The 20,195-nt window shown below is 62.1% G+C and carries 19 protein-coding genes; 14 read left to right on the plus strand and 5 right to left on the minus strand.

All coding sequences use genetic code 11. The features are described from left to right. Positions 1 to 204: 204 nt before the first annotated feature. The 8 genes from F3H95_RS10090 to F3H95_RS10125 all read left to right on the plus strand — a co-directional run bounded on the left by F3H95_RS10090 (position 205) and on the right by F3H95_RS10125 (position 8,107). Complete coding sequence (locus F3H95_RS10090; protein ID WP_149745846.1) at positions 205 to 963, plus strand: FadR/GntR family transcriptional regulator; 759 nt, start codon at positions 205 to 207, stop codon at positions 961 to 963. Between the two features lie 55 nt (positions 964 to 1,018). After that, positions 1,019 to 2,005 carry a D-erythronate dehydrogenase gene (gene denD, locus F3H95_RS10095; RefSeq protein ID WP_149745847.1) on the plus strand — a complete coding sequence of 329 codons (987 nt, stop codon included), beginning with the start codon at positions 1,019 to 1,021 and terminating at the stop codon, positions 2,003 to 2,005. Then, on the plus strand, positions 2,002 to 2,769 hold the full coding sequence (locus tag F3H95_RS10100; protein ID WP_149745848.1) for an SDR family oxidoreductase: 768 nt from the start codon (positions 2,002 to 2,004) through the stop codon (positions 2,767 to 2,769). Before denD ends, F3H95_RS10100 begins: the two co-directional genes overlap by 4 nt. A gap of 138 nt (positions 2,770 to 2,907) precedes the next feature. Next, positions 2,908 to 3,975, plus strand: a complete 1,068-nt coding sequence (gene ugpC / locus F3H95_RS10105) for a sn-glycerol-3-phosphate ABC transporter ATP-binding protein UgpC (protein ID WP_149745849.1) — start codon at positions 2,908 to 2,910, stop codon at positions 3,973 to 3,975. 135 nt (positions 3,976 to 4,110) lie between these two features. Next, entirely contained in the window at positions 4,111 to 5,421 is a 1,311-nt protein-coding gene (locus tag F3H95_RS10110; protein WP_149745850.1) for an ABC transporter substrate-binding protein, read from the plus strand. Between the two features lie 78 nt (positions 5,422 to 5,499). Beyond that, complete coding sequence (locus F3H95_RS10115; RefSeq protein ID WP_149745851.1) at positions 5,500 to 6,444, plus strand: sugar ABC transporter permease; 945 nt, start codon at positions 5,500 to 5,502, stop codon at positions 6,442 to 6,444. Positions 6,445 to 6,457: 13 nt separating this feature from the next. Continuing rightward, positions 6,458 to 7,357 (plus strand): carbohydrate ABC transporter permease, encoded by a 900-nt coding sequence (locus tag F3H95_RS10120; protein ID WP_143127906.1) that lies wholly within the window; start codon positions 6,458 to 6,460, stop codon positions 7,355 to 7,357. A gap of 3 nt (positions 7,358 to 7,360) precedes the next feature. Then, complete coding sequence (locus F3H95_RS10125) at positions 7,361 to 8,107, plus strand: SDR family NAD(P)-dependent oxidoreductase (RefSeq protein ID WP_149745852.1); 747 nt, start codon at positions 7,361 to 7,363, stop codon at positions 8,105 to 8,107. A gap of 59 nt (positions 8,108 to 8,166) precedes the next feature. Here the strand turns inward: F3H95_RS10125 and F3H95_RS10130 are convergent, their stop codons facing one another. After that, the gene (locus F3H95_RS10130; RefSeq protein ID WP_143125407.1) at positions 8,167 to 8,877 is read right to left on the minus strand and encodes a GntR family transcriptional regulator; all 711 of its coding nucleotides are present in this window, start codon (positions 8,875 to 8,877) and stop codon (positions 8,167 to 8,169) included. A 257-nt stretch (positions 8,878 to 9,134) separates the two neighbouring features. Between F3H95_RS10130 and F3H95_RS10135 the strand changes: the two genes are divergently transcribed. The 5 genes from F3H95_RS10135 (at position 9,135) to F3H95_RS10155 (ending at position 14,274) form a co-directional block, all read left to right on the plus strand. Beyond that, on the plus strand, positions 9,135 to 10,220 hold the full coding sequence (locus F3H95_RS10135) for an ABC transporter ATP-binding protein (RefSeq protein WP_143125408.1): 1,086 nt from the start codon (positions 9,135 to 9,137) through the stop codon (positions 10,218 to 10,220). Positions 10,221 to 10,269: 49 nt separating this feature from the next. Beyond that, on the plus strand, positions 10,270 to 11,559 hold the full coding sequence (locus F3H95_RS10140) for a PotD/PotF family extracellular solute-binding protein (RefSeq protein ID WP_143125409.1): 1,290 nt from the start codon (positions 10,270 to 10,272) through the stop codon (positions 11,557 to 11,559). A gap of 243 nt (positions 11,560 to 11,802) precedes the next feature. Further along, complete coding sequence (locus tag F3H95_RS10145; protein ID WP_149745853.1) at positions 11,803 to 12,708, plus strand: ABC transporter permease; 906 nt, start codon at positions 11,803 to 11,805, stop codon at positions 12,706 to 12,708. A 1-nt stretch (position 12,709) separates the two neighbouring features. Continuing rightward, complete coding sequence (locus F3H95_RS10150; RefSeq protein WP_143125411.1) at positions 12,710 to 13,531, plus strand: ABC transporter permease; 822 nt, start codon at positions 12,710 to 12,712, stop codon at positions 13,529 to 13,531. Further along, positions 13,531 to 14,274, plus strand: coding sequence for an aspartate/glutamate racemase family protein (locus F3H95_RS10155; RefSeq protein WP_143125412.1), 744 nt, complete (start codon positions 13,531 to 13,533; stop codon positions 14,272 to 14,274). The genes F3H95_RS10150 and F3H95_RS10155 overlap by 1 nt, the downstream gene beginning before the upstream one ends. A 36-nt stretch (positions 14,275 to 14,310) precedes the next feature. On the opposite strand, the gene F3H95_RS10160 is transcribed toward F3H95_RS10155, so the two are convergent. The 4 genes from F3H95_RS10160 to F3H95_RS10175 all read right to left on the minus strand — a co-directional run bounded on the left by F3H95_RS10160 (position 14,311) and on the right by F3H95_RS10175 (position 18,934). Then, on the minus strand, positions 14,311 to 14,991 hold the full coding sequence (locus F3H95_RS10160; protein WP_149745854.1) for an ABC transporter ATP-binding protein: 681 nt from the start codon (positions 14,989 to 14,991) through the stop codon (positions 14,311 to 14,313). Between the two features lies 1 nt (position 14,992). Beyond that, positions 14,993 to 15,766: an ABC transporter ATP-binding protein gene (locus F3H95_RS10165; RefSeq protein WP_143125414.1), complete on the minus strand. Its 774-nt coding sequence runs from the start codon at positions 15,764 to 15,766 to the stop codon at positions 14,993 to 14,995. Beyond that, on the minus strand, positions 15,763 to 17,631 hold the full coding sequence (locus tag F3H95_RS10170; protein WP_149745855.1) for an ABC transporter permease: 1,869 nt from the start codon (positions 17,629 to 17,631) through the stop codon (positions 15,763 to 15,765). Before F3H95_RS10170 ends, F3H95_RS10165 begins: the two co-directional genes overlap by 4 nt. 115 nt (positions 17,632 to 17,746) lie before the next feature. Further along, on the minus strand, positions 17,747 to 18,934 hold the full coding sequence (locus tag F3H95_RS10175; RefSeq protein ID WP_149745856.1) for an ABC transporter substrate-binding protein: 1,188 nt from the start codon (positions 18,932 to 18,934) through the stop codon (positions 17,747 to 17,749). A 287-nt stretch (positions 18,935 to 19,221) separates the two neighbouring features. On the opposite strand from F3H95_RS10175, the gene ytfQ reads away from it, so the two are divergent. Then, complete coding sequence (ytfQ, locus tag F3H95_RS10180) at positions 19,222 to 20,184, plus strand: galactofuranose ABC transporter, galactofuranose-binding protein YtfQ (protein WP_143125417.1); 963 nt, start codon at positions 19,222 to 19,224, stop codon at positions 20,182 to 20,184. The last annotated feature ends 11 nt before the right edge of the window (positions 20,185 to 20,195 follow it).

Consider the following 20,195-nt stretch of genomic DNA (forward strand, 5'->3'; position numbering starts at 1 on the left):
GGTTCTTGTTGTGCGTCTCGTTCTGTGGTTCGGTTCATGCGCTTTTGCGGTGCAACGATGCATCGAAAGCATCGCTGCGTTGCAGCGACGAATGTCGATTGACGCTCGGAAGAAAGCTCTTTACCAACTTATCCAGTGGTCCAACCAGCAGACCAGTTGGTGCATGAGACACCAATGTCAGACGGATCCATGGGATGGCGGGGCATGAAGACCGACGGCATTCTGAACCAGGTACCGACGATCGGCCGCGCGCTGGTGCGACAGACCGCGCGTGATGCGGTGGCCGACAAGCTGACCACGCTGATCGCGATGGGCATGCTGCGGCCGGGTGATGAACTGCCAAGCGAGCGTGAACTCGCGCATGTGCTCAACGTCAGCCGCGAGACGGTGCGGGGTGCCATCCAGAATCTCGCCGCCAAGGGGTTTGTCGAGGTCTCGCAGGGCAGCCGCAGCCGTGTGGCCGATGTGGACCTTAGCCATCTTCCGGTGACGATTGCCGCACCGAGCGCCATTGATCGTTATGATCTGGAGGCCGTGCATGGCGCACGGATGCTGGTGGAGCTTGATGTCGTGCGACAGGCTGTTGCCCGGATCGGCGAAGACACCATCGCCAAGCTGGAAACGCTTCTGGAGGCACAGCAGGCTGCCGGAAGCGATACGATGCGATTCCTCATCTGCGACCGGGAATTCCATCTGGAAATTTATCGGGCTGCCGGCAATCCGCTGCTGATCGATTTCGTCATCGATCTCTACGGCTACCTGATGGATCAGCGGCGGCAGGCCATGGCCCGGAGCGGCGCGACGGCCGACAGTTATGCGGATCACGTGGAGATTGTCGAGGCGTTGAAGCGGCGCGATGAGGTGGCCGTGGTGGATGCCTTCCGCCGCCATCTGACGCGGATCTACGAGACGACGCAGGACGCAGCAGCAAGACGGCCGGCGTTCCTGCGGGAGAAGGCCTGACGTCACGGGAGGTGGCTGTGGGCAGAAAAGGGATACGGCAAGGAGGACGCCGCGCATGCATGTACTGATCCTGGGCGCCGCTGGTATGGTGGGCCGCAAGCTGGTGGAGCGCCTGGCGCGCGAGCCGCATGTGTTGGGCGGTGATATCTCGCGCCTGACGCTGGCGGATGCCTTTGCCCCCGTCCTGCCCGCCATCTTCGCCGACATTGGTACGGCCTTGACGCTCGATCTGGCAACGCCCAGCAGCGCGCAAACGCTGATTGCCGGCAGGCCCGATCTGATCATTCATCTGGCGGCCATCGTTTCCGGCGAAGCGGAAGCGGATTTCGAAAAAGGCTATGCGGTCAATCTGGATGGGTCGCGCGCGCTCTTCGAAGCGATCCGGCAGGAAGGACTGCGCGAGCCTTATACGCCACGCGTGCTGTTTGCTTCGTCGATCGCCGTCTTCGGCGCACCCTTCCCCGAAACGATCGGCAGCGAGTTCTTTTCGACGCCGCTCACCAGTTACGGCACGCAGAAGGCGATCGCCGAGCTGCTGCTGGCCGACTATACGCGTCGCGGCATTTTCGATGGCGTCGGCATCCGTCTGCCGACCATCTGCGTGCGACCAGGTACGCCGAACAAGGCGGCGTCGGGCTTCTTCTCCAACATCCTGCGCGAACCGCTGTCGGGAAAGGAAGCTGTACTGCCGGTCAGCGAGACGGTTCGGCACTGGTTTGCCAGCCCACGCTCGGCGGTGAATTTCTTCCTTCATGCGGCGACCATGGACACCAGCCTGATCGGTCCACGCCGCAACCTGACCATGCCCGGGCTTTCCGCGTTGGTGGGGGAGGAAATCGAGGCGCTGCGCCGGGTGGCCGGTGAACGGGCCGTCTCCCTCATTCGCCGCGAATCGGACGCCGTGATCGAACGCATCGTGGCGGGATGGCCGACGAATTTCGATGCAAGCCGCGCCGAGCAATTGGGGTTCAGCGCTGAAAAGACTTTTGACGAGATTATCCGCATCCATATTGATGACGAACTGGGAGGCAGCATTCGATGACGGCAGCAGGCAGGGGCGCGGTTGCGCTGGTCACGGGTGGAGGAACGGGCGTCGGGCGCGCCATCGCGAGGGCGCTTGCGGCAGCCGGTTATCAGGTCGTCATTTCCGGACGCCGGCGCGAGGTGCTGGAAAAGGCGGCGGCAGAGCTTGCGGCCGAAACGTCGGGTCAGGTCCATGCGCTCGCGGCAGATGTCGGCGATCCGCAGTCCGTGCGCGCCCTGTTCGATGCGATCGAGCAGACCTTCGGTCGCCTTGATCTTCTGGTCAATAATGCCGGCGTCAGCGCACCCGGTGTGCCGATGGAGGAACTGACCTTTGAGCAGTGGAACGCCGTCGTCTCCGCCAATCTGACCGGAGCCTTTCTCTGCACGCAGCAGGCCTTTCGCCTCATGAAGGCTCAATCGCCGCGCGGCGGTCGCATCATCAACAATGGTTCGATCTCGGCAACGACGCCGCGCCCCAATTCGGCGCCCTATACCGCGACCAAGCATGCGATCACGGGCCTGACCAAGTCGACCGCGCTCGACGGGCGCAACTTCGACATTGCCTGTGGTCAGATCGACATCGGCAATGCCGCAACCGAGATGACCCAGAAGATTTCGACAGGGGTGATCCAGGCGAATGGCAGCCTCGCGGCCGAGCCGACCATCGACTCCGCGCATATCGCCAATGCCGTCGTCTACATGGCGAGCCTGCCGCTCGACGCCAATGTGCTGACCATGACGGTGATGGCAACGAAAATGCCGTTTGTCGGGCGCGGTTGATCGCGACCGGCATCGCCGCCGGCTTGGGGAGGAGCCGGCGGCCCCTGAACTTGCAAGGATTCCACATGCGGGAAGAGGAGCCCGCGGCATCCTTGGCTACGCCTGACATATAGGGATTGCACTCTGGGGAGGAGACGCATGGCCACTGTTCAATTTGCCGAGGTGAAGAAGTCCTTCGGCGCTTTTCCCGTCATCAAGGGGGTCAATATCGACATCGAGGATGGCGAGTTCGTCATTCTGGTCGGCCCCTCTGGCTGCGGGAAATCCACGCTTCTGCGCATGCTGGCGGGGCTGGAGCATATTTCTGGCGGCGAGATCCGCATTGGCGGACGCGTCGTCAACACGCTGCCGCCCAAGGATCGCGATATCGCGATGGTGTTCCAGAACTATGCGCTCTATCCGCACATGACGGTGGCGAAGAACATGGCGTTCTCGCTGATGCTGAATTCGGCGCCGCAGGCGGAGATCGACAAGCGCGTAAATTACGCGGCCGGCATTCTCGGGCTCAGCAACCTGCTCGACCGCTATCCCCGCCAACTGTCGGGCGGCCAGCGCCAGCGGGTGGCCATGGGCCGCGCCATCGTGCGCGATCCGCAGGTCTTTTTGTTCGACGAGCCGCTGTCCAACCTCGACGCCAAGCTGCGCGTTGCCATGCGTGCCGAGATCAAGGAGCTGCATCACCGCCTGAAAACCACCACGGTCTATGTGACGCATGACCAGATCGAGGCCATGACCATGGCCGACAAAATCGTGGTCATGCATGACGGCCGCGTGGAGCAGATCGGCACGCCGCTCGATCTCTACGACAATCCGAACAACCTGTTCGTGGCGGGTTTCATCGGTTCCCCGGCAATGAACATGATCAAGGGGCGGCTGGATGTGGACAACCCGCAGGTATTCGTGGCGGCTGATGGTACGCGCCTGCCGCTTGCCCGCCCCTATCCGCAGGCCGTTGGGAAAAATCTCGTCTACGGGTTGAGGCCGGAATACATCCGCCTCGACGGCACCGGTTACAGGGCAGACGTCGTCGTCATCGAGCCGACGGGCTACGAGACGCAGATCGTCGTCAATTTCGGTGGATCCGAAGTGACCTGCGTCTTCCGGGAGCGGGTCGATGTGCGCCCCGGGGAAGCGATCACCATCGCGATCGACCCGGCCAACGTGCATCTCTTCGATGCCGAGGGCGGCCAGCGTCTGGCACGCTGATCGCAAGGACCGCGACCGGGCGGAAGAGGAGCCATCCGGTTCGCATCAAATTCGACAGATATTGGGAAACCGGCATTCGCCGCTCGGGACAGCGGATGCTTCGCGGGAGGGTCCCGATTTGGAGGAGGAGCAGTCATGACCATCAGGAGAAGAACATTCCTGGCCGGGACAGCCGGTCTTGTTGGCGCAACGGGCCTGACCGGCCTGGGGCTTCGACCCGTTCAGGCCGCCGAGCCCACCTACACGCCGGAAAAGGGCGCGAGCCTGCGTCTCTTGCGCTGGACACCGTTCGTGAAGGGCGATGAAGAAGCCTGGCTTGCCAACACCAAGAAGTTTACGGAGGCAACCGGCGTCGAGGTGCGCATCGACAAGGAAAGCTGGGAAGACATCCGCCCGAAGGCAGCCGTTGCCGCCAATGTGGGGTCCGGCCCGGATCTCGTGATGTGCTGGTTTGACGACGCCCATCAGTATCCGGACAAGCTGGTGGATCTCACCGAACTCGGCACCTATCTCGACGGAAAGTATGGCGGCTTCTATGACGGCGTGAAGGGCTATGCCACCCGTCAGGGCAAGTTCATCGCCATGCCGCTGACGGCGATCGGCAATGCCGTCGTCTATCGCGACAGCCACATGAAGGCGGCCGGCTTCAGCGAGTTTCCGAAGGATACCGCAGGCTTCCTCGAACTCGCCAAGGCCATGAAAGCCAAGGGCACGCCGGCTGGATTCCCGCACGGCAAGGCCGTCGGCGACGGCAACAACTACGCCCACTGGCTGCTGTGGAGCCATGGCGGCAGGATGGTGGACGAAAGCGGCAAGGTGACGATCAATTCGCCGGAAACGCTGGCTGCCATCAAATATGCCAAGGAGCTTTACGCGACCTTCATTCCCGGCACCGAAAGCTGGCTCGACATCAACAACAATCGCGCTTTTCTCGCCGGCCAGGTGTCGCTCACGGCAAACGGCGTCTCGATCTATTATGCCGCGAAGAACGACCCGAAGCTGGCGGAGATTGCCGCCGACATGCGCAGCACCAACTTCCCCGTCGGCCCGGTGGGCAAGAGTATCGAACTGCATCAGACGAGTTCGTTGCTGCTCTTTAAGCACACGAAATATCCGGAAGCCGCCAAGGCTTACATCAAGTTCATGATGGAAGCCGACCAGATGAATGCCTGGATCAAGGGCTCCAGCGCCTATTGCTGCCAGCCGCTGAAGGCCTTCGCGAACAATCCGGTCTGGACGGAGAATCCGATCCACGCGCCTTATGCGAAAGCCTCCGAGACACTGCGCCCGAACGGCTATGCCGGCCCGCTCGGCTATGCCTCGGCAGCCGTCATGGCCGACTATGTGCTGGTCGACATGTTCGCCTCCGCCGTCACGGGCGCGGCAACACCGGAGGATGCCATGGCACAGGCCGAAAAGCGGGCCAACCGCTACTACCGCGTCTGACGCTCAAGCGAACCGGCGGCGGGAGCATCCAGCCCCTGCCGTCCTTCCACGCCGCTGACACTGGAGTTCGCAAAGCCCATGACCTCAATTACCAACACGGACCCCGACCTGCCGGAGCGCTCGCTCTGGTCACGACTGATCGGTCACCGCGACGTGCTCGGCTTCCTGTTCATGCTGCCGGCGGCCGTCTTCCTGCTGTGCTTCCTCACCTATCCGCTGGGGCTCGGCGTCTGGCTCGGCTTCACCGACACCAAGATCGGTCGCGACGGGATCTTCATCGGCCTTGAAAACTATCAGTTCCTGCTGAGCGATCAGGTCTTCTGGCTCTCGGTCTTCAATACCGTGCTCTATACGACGGTTGCCTCCATCCTGAAATTCGCGCTCGGCCTTTGGCTGGCGCTGCTTCTGAACCAGCATCTGCCGTTCAAGTCCTTCTTCCGGGCCATCGTGCTCCTGCCGTGGGTGGTTCCGACCGTGCTCTCGGCGCTGGCCTTCTGGTGGATCTACGATTCACAGTTCTCGATCGTGTCATGGTCGTTGATGAAGATGGGCGTGATCGGCAGCCCCATCAATTTTCTCGGCGACCCGAACACGGCGCGCGCCTCGGTGATTGCCGCCAATGTCTGGCGCGGTATTCCGTTCGTGGCGATCTCGCTGCTCGCCGGGCTGCAGACCATTCCGGCCTCCCTGCAGGAGGCAGCCTCGCTTGATGGCGCAAGCAGCTGGCAGCGCTTCCGCTACGTGACGCTGCCGATGCTGACGCCGATCATCGCCGTCGTGATGACCTTTTCGGTGCTGTTCACCTTCACCGATTTCCAGCTGATCTACGTGCTGACCAAGGGCGGGCCGGTGAATGCGACGCATCTGATGGCCACCCTCTCCTTCCAGCGCGCCATCCCCGGCGGGCAATTGGGGGAGGGTGCGGCCATTGCAGTTGCCATGATCCCCTTCCTGCTTGCCGCCATCATGTTCTCGTTCTTCGGGCTGCAGCGCCGCAAATGGCAGCAGGGCGGAGGTGACTGAGATGGAGACCGCCATGACGTCCAAGATCAAGACACCCGATGCCATGCTGACCGATGACAGCCAGGGCATGTCCTATCTCAACAGCCTGCCGCGACAGATCGTGACGATCTATCTGCCGATGGCCGTCTTCGTCTTCGTACTGCTCTTTCCGTTCTACTGGATGGCGATCACGGCGGTGAAGCCGAATTCCCAGCTGACGGACTATGACAATTACAGTCCGTTCTGGGTGGTGGGCGCCACGCTGGACCACATCAAATACCTGCTGTTCGAAACCTCCTATCCCGGCTGGCTTTGGAACACCATGGTCGTGGCAGTCGCCTCCACCGTCCTGTCGCTTACGGCATCCGTACTTGGGGCCTATGCCATCGAGCGCATCCGCTTCAGCGGCTCGCGTTCCGTCGGGCTGCTGATCTTCCTCGCCTATCTGGTGCCGCCATCGATCCTGTTCATCCCGCTTGCCTTCATCGTGTTCAAGATCGGCATCTACGACAGCCGCATGGCGCTGATCTTCACCTATCCCACCTTCCTCATTCCCTTCTGCACCTGGCTGCTGATGGGCTATTTCCGCTCGATCCCCTTCGAACTTGAGGAAAGTGCGCTGGTGGATGGTGCAAGCCGCTGGCAGATCCTGACCAAGATCATCCTGCCGCTCGCAGTTCCGGGCCTGATCTCCGCCGGAATCTTCGCCTTCACGCTGTCGTGGAACGAGTTCATCTACGCGCTCACCTTCATCCAGTCCTCGGAGAACAAGACGGTGCCGGTCGGCGTGCTGACCGAGCTTGTGCGCGGTGACATCTTTGAATGGGGATCGCTGATGGCCGGGGCGCTGTTCGGCTCGCTGCCGGTGGTGATCCTCTACTCGTTCTTTGTGGACTACTACGTTTCGTCCATGACCGGTGCGGTAAAGGAATAGCGCATGAACCAGTATGATCTGAAGGGGCGCCACGCCATCGTGACCGGCGGGGCGCAGGGTCTCGGTTTTGCCATGGCGCGCCGTTTTATCGATTCCGGCGCGACCGTTACCCTCTGGGACATGAATGCGGCATTGCTGGACGAGGCACGGTCGGCGCTCGGCACGCAGGCACAGACCGTGGTGGTCGACATTACGGACTATCCAGCGGTCGAGGCCGCGCTGGAGAAAACGGAGAATGCGGGCGGGGCCGTGTCGATCCTCGTCAATTCGGCCGGGATTGCGGGACCTGCGGCACCGCTTGATGCCTATGACATCGACATGTTCCGCAAGATCATCGAGGTGAATCTCATCGGTACCTTCCATGTCAACCGTGTGGTGGTGCCCGGCATGAAGGAGAGAAACTACGGCCGTATCGTCAACATCGCCTCGATCGCCGGCAAGGAGGGCAATCCAAACGCGGCCGCCTACTCGGCCTCGAAGGCTGCGGTCATCGGCATGACCAAGTCGCTTGGCAAGGAGCTGGCCGCCTTCGACATCGCGGTGAACTGCATCACGCCGGCGACCGCGCAAACGCGCATTCTCGAGCAGTTGTCTGAAGAGTTCATCGACTACATGCGCTCCAAGATCCCGCGCGGCCGCTTTCTCAAGGTGGAGGAGGCTGCCTCGCTGGTGACCTGGCTGGTGTCGCAGGAAAACAGCTTTACCACCGGTTCCGTCTTCGATCTGTCCGGCGGCCGGGCGACCTACTGAGGCGAAGCGAAAGCCGAGGTTACGTCATCGGGAGCGTGTTGCGTTCCCGATGAGACGGGTCAGATGTCCAGTGCATCCTTGAGCGCCAGTCCGTCCCGTATGCGGATATCAAGATCGGCCTCGATGTGGTCGATATGGTGCAGCATCAGCGCGCCGGCGCGGGCTGCATCCCGTTGCTCCAGCGCTTCCAGAATGTCGGCATGTTCGTGATGGCCGCAACGCGAGACGCCCGTGCTGCCATAAAGCGCGATGACCAGCGAGGAGCGTGCCACCAGCTCATCCATGAAGCGCTGAAGGATGGCGTTGCCGGCCACGGATGCCAGCATCAGATGGAAGTCGCCGGAGGCCTTGATCTCGGCGCGGCGGGCGGCGGGCCCGCGCTCGTTCATGAACCGGACCTCTTCCTGCAGGTGATGGCGAAAGGCATCGATCTCCGCGTCCGTGATCCTCTCGACGGCAGTTGCCGCAATGCCCGGCTCCAGCAGCCGGCGGGATGCAAAGACCTGGCGTGCTTCCTCGGGCGTCGGATTGGATACAAAAGCGCCACGGTTTCGTTCGGTCTTGACCAACCCCTCGAAGGTCAACATCTGCAGGGCTGCCCGGACCACCGTTCGGCTCGCCTCGAACAGTTCGCCCACTTCACTCTCCACCAACTTGGTTCCCGGCGCCAGTCGTCGGTCGACGATGGCGTTGCGCAGCGCCTCGCGAATGGCCAGCGCACGATCGTCCGGGACAAGGTCGAAGGGGGAGAGCTTTTCGCTGATGTTCATGGGAAATCCTGCTTTTCGTCCTGTTGTACGCCCGAGAACCGTGCTTTGCAAAGCCTCGATTGAAGTGCAGTCTGGATTGAATACGATTGATGGTGCCTTTGGTACACGATCGATCAAAAACTGTGCAGCATGTGCATCGCTTCTGTGCGCACAGCGTCTCTTCATCTGGCTTTCATGCATGCTGCAGGTGGATTTTTCGGTGCTCCGCAAACTGGCACGCCAGATGCATGTTGAAAGCTGCCTCACAGGAGACACGCATGACCAAAGCCGCAGAGATCGAAATCGCCTCGGTAAGCAAGGTTTACGGAACGACGACGGCCGTGCACGCCATCAGCCTGAAGATTCCGGCCGGCAGCTACTGCTGCCTTCTCGGACCGTCCGGCTGTGGCAAGACCTCGACGCTGCGGATGATTGCCGGCCATGAAAGCGTCTCGAGCGGCGATATTCTGCTGGGCAACAAGGATGTCACCGACCTGCCGCCGGCGGCGCGCGGCACGGCGATGATGTTCCAGTCCTACGCGCTGTTTCCGCACCTCGATCTTGTCGACAACGTCGCCTTCAGTCTCAAGATGAAGGGCGTCGACAAGGAAACGCGACGCGCCAAGGCGCTGGACATGCTGAAGCTGATGCAGCTGGAGCCGTATGCGAACCGGCGTCCGGCGCAGCTTTCCGGCGGTCAGCAGCAGCGCGTGGCGCTGGCGCGCGCGCTCATCACCGACCCGGAGGCGCTGTTGCTGGATGAGCCGCTGTCGGCCCTTGATCCCTTCCTCAAGATCCGCATGCGCGCGGAACTGAAGAAGCTGCAGACAGCGCTTGGCATTACCTTCGTACATGTGACGCACAGCCAGGAAGAGGCCATGGCGCTCGCCGATCTCATCGTCGTGATGAATGACGGCCGCATCGAGCAGGCCGCGCCACCGCGCACCGTGTTCGAGCGTCCTGCGACGGCCTTCGTCGCGCGCTTCATGGGTGATCACAATGTCATCTCCGGCAGGGTGACTGCATCGACCGCCAGTGACACCCTGTTGTCAGTGCCATCGGGCGGTGATTTCTGGGCCCCCGCCAGCGATACGCCGGAAGGCGATCTGGCTGACATTGCCATCCGCACCGATCGCGTGCGAATGGGCGCGGCCGCCGAAGCCGGTCTCGGTTTTACCGGCACGATTTCCAATGTCGAATACCGCGGCTCCTCCGTGAAACTGGTTGCCACCGGCGCCGGTATCGAGGAGTTCACGGCCATCCTCAGCGACACGATGTTCTTTGACCGCCCCGTCAAGGTCGGCGAAGCCATCGAGCTGTCCTGGAACCGCGAGGACGTGATCGTCCTCGGGCGCTCCCACTAAGCAAGAACAACAGCAATCCCGCAAAAAAAACGAACGAGAGGAACATGGCATGACCGATACCACCAAGAAGCCGGCCGGCATTAGCCGTCGCAGCCTGCTGAAAACCGCTTCCGCTGCAGCCGGCCTCGCCGCCGGCTCCGGCGCGATCACGGGCTTCCCCACCATCTGGGCCCAGTCCAAGATCACGCTTCGTCAGTTCGGCACCGGCGTTTCCAACATCAACGCCATTGCCGAACAGTGCAAGAAGGACCTCGGCATCACGCTGGAAATGACGGCAACCGATTCCGATGCTGCCGCCCAGCGCGCGGTGACGCAGCCGAATTCCTACGACATCGCCGATATCGAATACTGGATTCTGAAGAAGGTCTATCCGGCCGGCGTCATCCAGCCTATGGACGTCAAGAAGCTGAAGAACTACGGCAGCGTCGTTTCGCTGTTCAAGAACGGCAAGCTGAAGCCGGACAGCGTGATTGCGCAGGGCACCGCCCCGCACACCGTCGGCTATGTCGAGAAGCCCGGCACCAAGACCTTCGCCAAGGGTGAAACCGAGTGGTTCACCATGATGCCGACGATCTACAATGCCGATACGCTCGGCATCCGTCCGGACCTCGTCGGACGCGAAATCACCACCTGGGCCGACATTCTCGATCCGGCCTTCAAGGGCAAGACCTCGATCCTCAACATCCCCTCGATCGGCATCATGGATGCCGCGATGATCATGGAAGCCGCCGGCAAGATCAAATATGCCGACAAGGGCAACATGACCAAGGAAGAGATCGACAAGACGATCGAATTCCTGATCGGCCTCAAGAAGCAGGGCCAGTTCCGCGCCTTCTGGAAGAGCTTCGACGAGTCGGTCAACCTGATGGCATCGGGGGAAGTCGTCATCCAGTCGATGTGGTCGCCGGCCGTCGCTGCCGTCCGTTCCAAGGGCATCGCCTGCAAGTATCAGCCGCTGAAGGAAGGCTATCGCTCCTGGGGCGGCGGTCTCGGCCTTGCCTCGCACCTCAAGGGTGCGCAGCTCGACGCGGCCTATGAGTATATCAACTGGTACACGTCCGGCTGGGTCGGCGGCTATCTCAACCGCCAGGGCTACTATTCGGCCTGCATGGAAACCGCCAAGAAATTCATGACCGAAGACGAATGGGGCTACTGGATCGAGGGCAAGGCCGCCAAGGGCGACATTCTCTCCCCGGAAGGCAAGGTCATGGAGAAGGCCGGTGCCGTGCGCGATGGCGGCTCCTTCGAGGACCGCATGGGCAAGGTTGCCTGCTGGAACTCGGTGATGGACGAAGACCGCTACATGGTCCGTCGCTGGAACGAGTTCATCGCGGCCTGATCCGAGCTTGGCGGCCGCGTTCCTCCGGCAGGAACGCGGCTTGTCGATTTTCCTCCCGGGTACGCTGCCATTGCCTCAAAGCCGCATCAGGTCACGGAGAATGGCAGCCAGAGCACGCACCGCGCGGGGTGATCTGCGGGGGTACACTTCCGACAGAGGGCAATGCCGGTCCGCACTTGTCGTCCCTCGCAAGGGAGGTGACCGGCGGACCGGAGCGGGAATTCACAACGGAGACGACGATCCATGGCCACAGTCCGATTCATAGGCGCGGGCACGCCAAAGGCGAGGCGAAGCCTCCGCATCCCGGCCAGGCTCGCCTCCTATCTTCAGGCGACGCCGCTGACGCTGATCCTCGGCTGCTTCCTGGCGCTTCCGCTGCTGATGATCGTCGTCGTCAGCTTCTGGGACTATGACTTTGCCCAGATGTATCCGGGCTTTCTGCTGATGAACTACCAGGAGACGCTGAGTTCCTGGGTGACGTGGCAGACCTATCTCAACACCCTGAAATATGCCGCCATGGTCTGGGCGATCACTCTCTTCCTCGGTTTCTGGGTGGCCTATTTTCTCGCCTTCCACATCCGCACCACCGCCATGCAGATGGTGCTGTTCCTCGTTTGCACCGTGCCCTTCCTCACGTCCAATATTATCCGCATGATCTCCTGGATTCCTGTTCTCGGCCGAAACGGCCTGATCAATTCCGGCCTGATCAGCGCCGGCATTGTCTCCGAACCGGTGGAATGGCTGCTTTATTCGGATTTCGCCGTGGTGCTTGCCATGGTGCACCTCTACACCCTCTTCATGGTCACGCCGATCTTCAACACGCTGATGCGCATCGACAAGTCGCTGGTGGAGGCGGCCCGTGATGCCGGTGCCTCCAGCTGGCAGGTGCTGACGAACGTCATTCTGCCGCTGGCCAAGCCCGGCATGGCGATCGGCACCATCTTTGTCGTCACCCTCGTGATGGCCGACTTCTCCACCGTGCAGGTAATGTCCGGCGGCCAGAGCGCCTCGGTCGCACTGATGATGAAGAACCAGATGTCGCTGCTGCAATATCCGGCCGCGGCTGCCAATGCGGTGGTGCTGCTCGTGCTCGTTCTCCTGATGGTCGCGGGCATCCTGCGCATCGTCGATATCCGCAAGGAACTTTGACATGTACAGTGACAAGCGCTCGCGCGAGTTCTACATCCTCGCCATCTTCTTTGCTCTCTTCGTCCTGTTTCTCTATGGTCCACTGTCGGCCATCCTGATCCTGTCGTTCCAGGGCGAGAATGGCGGCCTCACCTTCCCGCTCAATGGTGTCTCGCTGCACTGGTTCGCCAACCTGTTCGAAACGCAGGCGGTGGGCGATTTTGGCGGCTCCTTCCGCCGCTCGCTGGCGCTCGGACTGATGGTGATGGTGGTAACGGTACTTGTCTCGCTGCTGGCGGGCCTTGCCTTCCGCCGCCGGTTCATCGGCGCAACCGCGCTGTTCTATCTCTCCGTCGCGAGCCTCGTGGTGCCCTCGATCATCATCTCGCTCGGTATTGGCGTGCTGTTCTCGCAGCTTGGCCTGCAGCCGGCCTGGTATTCCTCCGCCTTCGGCGCGCATCTGACCTGGACGCTGCCTTTCGGCGTGCTGATCATGCTGGCCGTGTTCAACCGCTTTTCACCAGCTTACGAGGAAGCCGCGCGTGACCTCGGCGCCACCGCCTGGCAGACCTTCCGCTACGTGGTGCTGCCGATGATTGCGCCTTCGCTGGTGGGGGTCGGCCTGTTCGGCTTCACACTCTCCTATGACGAATTCGCCCGGACGCTGATGACGGCCGGCACCTACAACACGCTGCCGCTCGAAATCTACGGCATGACGACCAATGTCACGACGCCGGTTCTCTATGCGCTCGGCACCGTGACCACCGTTTTCTCCTTCCTCGTGATTGCCGGCACGCTGGGCCTCATCGTCACGCTCAACCGCCGCAGCCAGGCCAGCCGCTGATGCAGATCCTTCTTGTCAATCCGAACACCACCGCCAGCATGACGGCGACGGCGGCCGATGCAGCACGGCGCGTCGCTGCTGCCGGCACGGAGATCGTCGCTGCCACCTCCTCGATGGGGCCTGTCTCCATCGAGGGCTATTATGACGAGGCGCTGGCAGTGCCCGGTCTTCTCCTCGAGATCGCTCGTGGCGAGAAGGCGGGTGCGCAGGCGGCCATCATTGCCTGCTTCGACGATACCGGCCTTGATGCGGCGCGCGCTCTGGCCACCATTCCCGTGATCGGAATCTGCGAGGCAGCGCTGGCGTCGGTGTCCTTCATCGCCCAGCGGGTAACGATCGTGACGACGATGGAGCGGTCACGCCTGCCGCTGGAGCATCTCGTGCATCGTTACGGCATGGCTGGTCGGGCCAAGGTCCGCGCTGCCGATATTCCGGTTCTGTCGCTGGAGGATCCGCATTCCAACGCCCGCGACCGGCTGCGCAACGAGATTGCCGCAGCGCTTCGCGAGGACAAGGCGGAAGCGATCGTGCTTGGATGCGCCGGCATGGCGGATCTGACGGCAGAACTGCGTCGTGAATTCGGCGTGCCGGTGGTCGATGGCGTGGCTGCTGCCGTCAAGCAGGCGGAAGCCCTTGTAACGATGGGGCTTGCGACCGCAAAGCGCGGTGCCTATGCCGCACCTCTGTCCAAACCTTATCGCGGCCTTCTCGAGGTTTTCGAGCCGAGAAGCTTGACGGTATGAGCGCTGGCCTCGCGCCGGGGATGGAATGGGTATGCGTTACGGATGTCCCGACCCTGTCTCAAGATCCGCCATCGTGCCTGCATGGCGGATCTCGCCTTTTTCGAGAAGGTAGCAGCGGTCGCTGATCAGGCGGGCAAAGGGCAGGTTCTGTTCCGAGAGAAGGATGGCGACGCCCTCGCGTGTCATCTGACGGATTGCTTCGGCCATCTGCTCCACGAGCTTCGGTGCGATCCCTTCCGAGGGTTCGTCGAGCAGGACGAGATGCGGATTGCCCATCAGTGTGCGGCCGATCGTCAGCATCTGCTGTTCGCCACCGCTGATCTGGCCGCCCGGTCTGTGGCGCAGATCGGCGAGATTGGGGAAGAGCGCATAGATCCGCTCCGGCGACCAGGTGGTCGTTGACCGGCGCTTCTGCCGGCCAACCTCCAGGTTCTCCGCCACCGTCAGATCGGTGAAGATGCGTCGGTCCTCCGGGACATAGCCGAGACCGAGCCGCGCGATCTCGAACGGCGGATACTGGCTGATGTCCGTTCCGCGGAAGAGGATTTTCCCCTTCCTCCGGTCGGTCAGCCCCATGATGGATTTCAGGGTGGTGGACTTGCCCGCCCCGTTGCGCCCGAGAAGCGCGACAACCTCCCCTGCTCCGACCTGAAGGCTGACGTCGAACAGGATCTGTGCCGGTCCATACCCGCTGTTGAGATCGGAGACCTGCAGCATGTCATGGGTCTCCGATCGCGAAGATACCCGTGCCGAGATAAACGGCCTGCACACCCGGATGGGCGCGGACGTCTGACGGTGATCCTTGCGCGATGATCGTGCCGCGGCTCAGTACGATGATGCGGTCTGCGTGGGAAAAGACGATATCCATGTCATGCTCCGTGAAGAGAACGGCCAGTTGACGTTCGCGGGCGATGGCGGCGGTGAGCCGCATCAGACCGGCGCGTTCCTCGCTTCCCATGCCGGCCGCCGGCTCGTCCATCAGCAGCAACCGGGGGGCGCCGGCAAGCGCGATGGCCAGTTCGAGCCGCTTGATGTCACCATAAGGCAGTTCATGGCACGGGCGATTGGCCTGCGGCGCCAGTCCGATAAGATCAAGAAGCGCGTCCGCCTCGGCAGCAAAGCGCCGGTCGAAGCGGGACAGAAGAGTGCGCACACCGCGCAGACCGCCGTGCCGGCTTTGCAGGGCCAGCTGAACATTCTCGCGGACAGTCATCGACAGGCATGTCTGTGCCACCTGGAAGGTTCGCCCGACGCCAAGGCGAAAGATATCGGAGGGTTGCAGGCCGGTCGTCTCCGTCCCTGCGATCAGGATACGCCCGCCATCCGGACGGATTTGCCCGCTCAGCATGTTGAAGCATGTGCTCTTGCCGGCGCCATTCGGACCGATCAGGGCCACAAGTTCGCCTGCCGAGACTGTCAGCGACACGTCCGCAACCGCCTTCACGCCCTGATAGCTCTTGCGGAGGCCTTCCGCCTGCAAGATCGGCTTCATGTGCGACCTCTGACAGAGGCGTTGCCGGCGAGTAGGCGTCCGGCCAGTGCCTGTTTCAGCGTGCCGACAATGCCGAGCGGGAAGACGAGGACCAGAAGCACGATGAGGCCGCCAAGGATGAGACGCGGAAAATCCGTGTTGCTGATCAGCCAGATCGACGCCATCTTGTAAACAATGGCGCCGGCCACGCTGCCCGACACAGTGCCGAAACCGCCGAGCAGCACCATGATCAGGCCATCGACCGACGTGCCGATCCCCAGCGTATCCGGGAAGACGCTGCCCTTCAGGAAGGCGAACAGCACACCAGCCAATCCGGCGAGAAAGGCACTGATGACGAAGGCTGCGTGCTGCACCGGCTGGCGTGAAATGCCGATCGCTGCAGCCCGCAACGGGCTATCGCGCAGGGCGCGCAGGGCGTAACCGAAGGGTGAAAAGGTGAGGTGCCGCGTCAGAAGCACGACAGCTGTGGTGCAGCCGAGCGTCAGCCAGTAATAGGCTGTTGCCCCGGATGCCCAGGCGGACGGCCAGACGCCTACGATGCCGTTGTCTCCCCCTGTGACCTCCACCCACTGGAAGGCAATGGACCAGACGATCTGGGCAAAGGCGAGCGTCAGCATGGCGAAATAGATGCTGCTGAGGCGTACGCAGAACCAGCCGGCAATCGCGGCAAACAGCGCTGACGCCAGCGGGCCGATGAGCATCGCCGCCTCCATTGACAACCCGAAATGCTGGACGGACAGGGCGGCGCCATAGGCGCCAAGACCGAGACCGGCAGCATGGCCGAAGGAGTCGAGACCCGCAACCGACATCAGGAACTGGAGGCTTGCGGCAAAGATCACCGCAATCAGCACTTCGCTGGCGACGCCAAGACCGTACTCCCCAAGCACCAGCGGCAACAGGGCCGCACAGATAAGAATGGCGAGTGCCGCACTGCGGCCAACGCCTCCGAGTGGTTGCCAGGCGCCATGGATCCTGTGGGATAGGGTTCGGCTCTGCGGCAGAGGTTTGCCAAGCAGGCCGAAGGGGCGGAGAACCAGGACCAGGGCCATGATGAGAAATGTGAGCACCAGCGAGATGCCGGGCAGGATCAGGATGCCGAAGGCATTGAGTTCTGCGACGATGATTGCGGCCAAGAAGGCGCCGGTCAGGCTGCCCAGACCGCCAATCACCACCACGACGAAGACTTCCGTGATGATTGAAAGGTCCATGACGTGACTGACGGCATCACGCGGGATCTGAAGCCCGCCGCCGAAGGCCGCCAGAAAGACGCCCAACGCGAAGACACCTGTGAAGAGCCAGGTCTGGTTCACGCCAAGGGCGCTCACCATGTCGCGGTCCTCCGTGGCGGCCCGGATCAGCAGGCCCCAGCGCGAGCGGTGCAACAGAAGCCAGAGCAGTCCGAGCACGGCCGGGCCGAGCAGGATCAGCACGAAATCATAGACGGGCATGGGGCGTCCCAGAACGGTCATCGCGCCGGAGAGACCCGCAGCGCGGGGTCCGACCAGATCCTCGGGACCCCAGATCAGGCGCACGGCATCCTCCGCCATCAGTGTCAGGCCGAAGGTCGCGAGCAGTTGCAGAAGTTCGGGTGCGCGATAGAGGCGTCGCAAAAGCAGGATTTCGATGATGGCACCGAGAACCGCGACGATTGCAGTCGCGAGCAGGAGGGCGAGCCAGAAGCCAACCGGTGTCTGCCAGCGTATTGTCAGGCTGTAGGCCAGGTAGGCGCCCAGCATGTAGAAGGCGCCGTGGGCGAAGTTGACGATCCGCGTGACGCCGAAGATCAGCGACAGACCGGACGCGACCAGAAACAGCGACGCTGCATTGGCCAGTCCGGTCAGGAATTGAACAACATAAAGTTCCACGGACACTCAATCCCTCGTCATCCGCTTGCGCCAAACCTCCGCACATGCGGCCGTCGATGATTGTGGTCGGTGGGGGCCTGGCTGTGCCCTCCCCGGCCGTCAGGTTGCATGCGGATCAGGGCCGAAGCTTTGCGGCGTCCGCTTCGGCGGGCAGTACGTCATTGCCGCTCCGGTAGGTGAAATCCACCATCACGCCCTTGCCGTCGCGCACGGCCGTCTTGCCGACGAACGCGCCGAGCGTTGACTGATGGTCCGCGGCGCGGAACGTGATCGGCCCGAACGGCGTGTCCACGGCAATGCCCCGGGCTGCTGCGATGAGGTCGGCTGTATCGGTGGACTTTGCCTTGGTCAGAATGGCTGCGGCGGACTTGACCAGCGCGTAACCGACGATGGAACCGAGGCGCGGATAGTCATTGTAACGGGCCTTGTAGGCGTCAAGGAAGGCCTTGTGCGCCGGTGTATCGATCCCGTACCAAGGGTAGCCGGTCACGATCCAGCCCTGCGGTGCATCCGCCTGGAGGGGATCGAGGTATTCGGGCTCGCCCGTGAGGAAGGAGACCACGGCGCGATCCCTAAACAGGCCGCGCGTGGTGCCTTCACGCACCAGTTTGACGAGATCGGCACCGAAGGTCACGTTGAGGATGGCGTCCGGCTTGGTTGCTTCCACGGCCTGCGCCACCGAGCCTGCATCGATCTTGCCCTGCGGCGGCCATTGCTCGCCGACGAATTCCACGTCCGGTCTTGCCTTTTTCAGCAGTTCCTTGAACACGGCAACGGCGCTCTGCCCATATTCATAGTTCGGGGCAATGGTTGCCCAGCGCTTCGCCGGCAGCTTGGCCGCTTCTTCCGCCAGCATCGCGGCCTGCACATAGTTGGAGGGACGCAGGCGGAAGGTGTAGTCGTTGCCCTTGGACCAGACCATGGCATCGGTCAGTGGTTCGCCGGCCAGATAGAACACTTTCTTCTGACGCGCAAAGTCGCCAAGGGCGAGCCCGACATTCGAGAAGAAGGAGCCGGTAAGCATTACCACCCCCTCGCGCGCGACGAGTTCGTTGGCGGCGGTAATGGCATCGCCCGGCTTGCCGTTGTCGTCCCTGGAAATCACCACGAGTGTGTTGCCCCGGATGCCGCCGGCGGCATTGATCTCGTCCACAGCCATCTGCCAGCCCTTGCGGTAGGGCTCGGTGAAGGCCGGCAGACCGGAATAGCTGTTGATCTCGCCGATCTTGATGTCCGCAGCCAGGCTCTGACTGGTCGTGGACAGGCCAAGGAGCAGTGCTGCAAGGGTCGATAGCCGCGTCATCGCATTTCCTTCCGCAGGGCTTCGTCAGATGTCCGGCGTATCGGCGTCAAGTCGGGGTGCTCTGTCAATGCAAAGATGAAACGGTATTGGTATTGCTACTGCGGCAAGGCGGGTGACGAGCCGCCTGGCGGGCGTCTGGAGCTGCGGAAAATCGTGTGATCGCAACGCCCACAATTTTGCTGCGCTGCACAATCTATAATCATACTTTTCGTCTTTACAACCCGAGTTCCAGTCAGTATCAATAATGCAGACGCCTGGAGGCGGCGTCTTTTTTCGGGAGGACATCAATGAAAATTCTTCGCACGCTTGCGCTGGGCGCGAGCATGATCGCTATTTGCTGCACTGCAGCAAGCGCTGCTGGCCTGACCGTAGGCTTCTCGCAGATCGGTTCCGAATCCGGCTGGCGCGCTGCCGAGACGTCAGTCACCAAGCAGGAAGCCGAAAAGCGCGGCATCACGCTGAAGTTCGCTGACGCGCAGCAGAAGCAGGAAAACCAGATCAAGGCGATTCGCGGCTTCATCGCGCAGGGCGTCAACGCCATCCTCGTCGCGCCAGTCGTTGCCACGGGCTGGGAGCAGGTTCTGGGTGAGGCCAAGGATGCCAAGATTCCGGTCATCCTGCTCGATCGCGGCATCGATGCCTCGAAGGATCTCTACCTCACGTCGGTTGCATCCGACCAGGTGAAGGAAGGCAGCGTTGCCGGTGACTGGCTCGTCAAGACGGTGGGCGACAAGCCGTGCCGGGTTGTCGAATTGCAGGGTACTGTTGGCTCCACGCCGGCAATCAACCGCAAGAAGGGCTTCGAGGAAGCCATTGCCGGCCACAAGAACATCAGCATTGCGCGCAGCCAGACCGGCGACTTTACCCGCTCCAAGGGCAAGGAAGTCATGGAAGGCTTCCTGAAGGCTGAAAACGGCGGCAAGAACATCTGCGCCATGTATGCCCACAATGACGACATGGCCGTCGGCGCCATCCAGGCGATCAAGGATGCGGGCCTCAAGCCCGGCAAGGACATCCTTGTCGTATCGATCGACGCCGTGCCGGATATCTTCCAGGCCATGGCGGCCGGTGAAGCCAATGCGACGGTTGAGCTGACGCCGAACATGGCAGGCCCGGCCTTTGATGCGCTCGACGCCTACCTCAAGAGCGGCAAGCAGCCGGAAAAGTTCATCATCACCCAGTCGAAGCTCTATACGCCGGCGGACGATCCGAAGGGTGAGTACGAGCGCCGCAAGGGTCTCGGCTACTAAACATCTGAAGC

It is taken from the genome of Rhizobium sp. RU35A (genome assembly GCF_900156005.1).
Classification (GTDB): domain Bacteria; phylum Pseudomonadota; class Alphaproteobacteria; order Rhizobiales; family Rhizobiaceae; genus Neorhizobium; species Neorhizobium straminoryzae.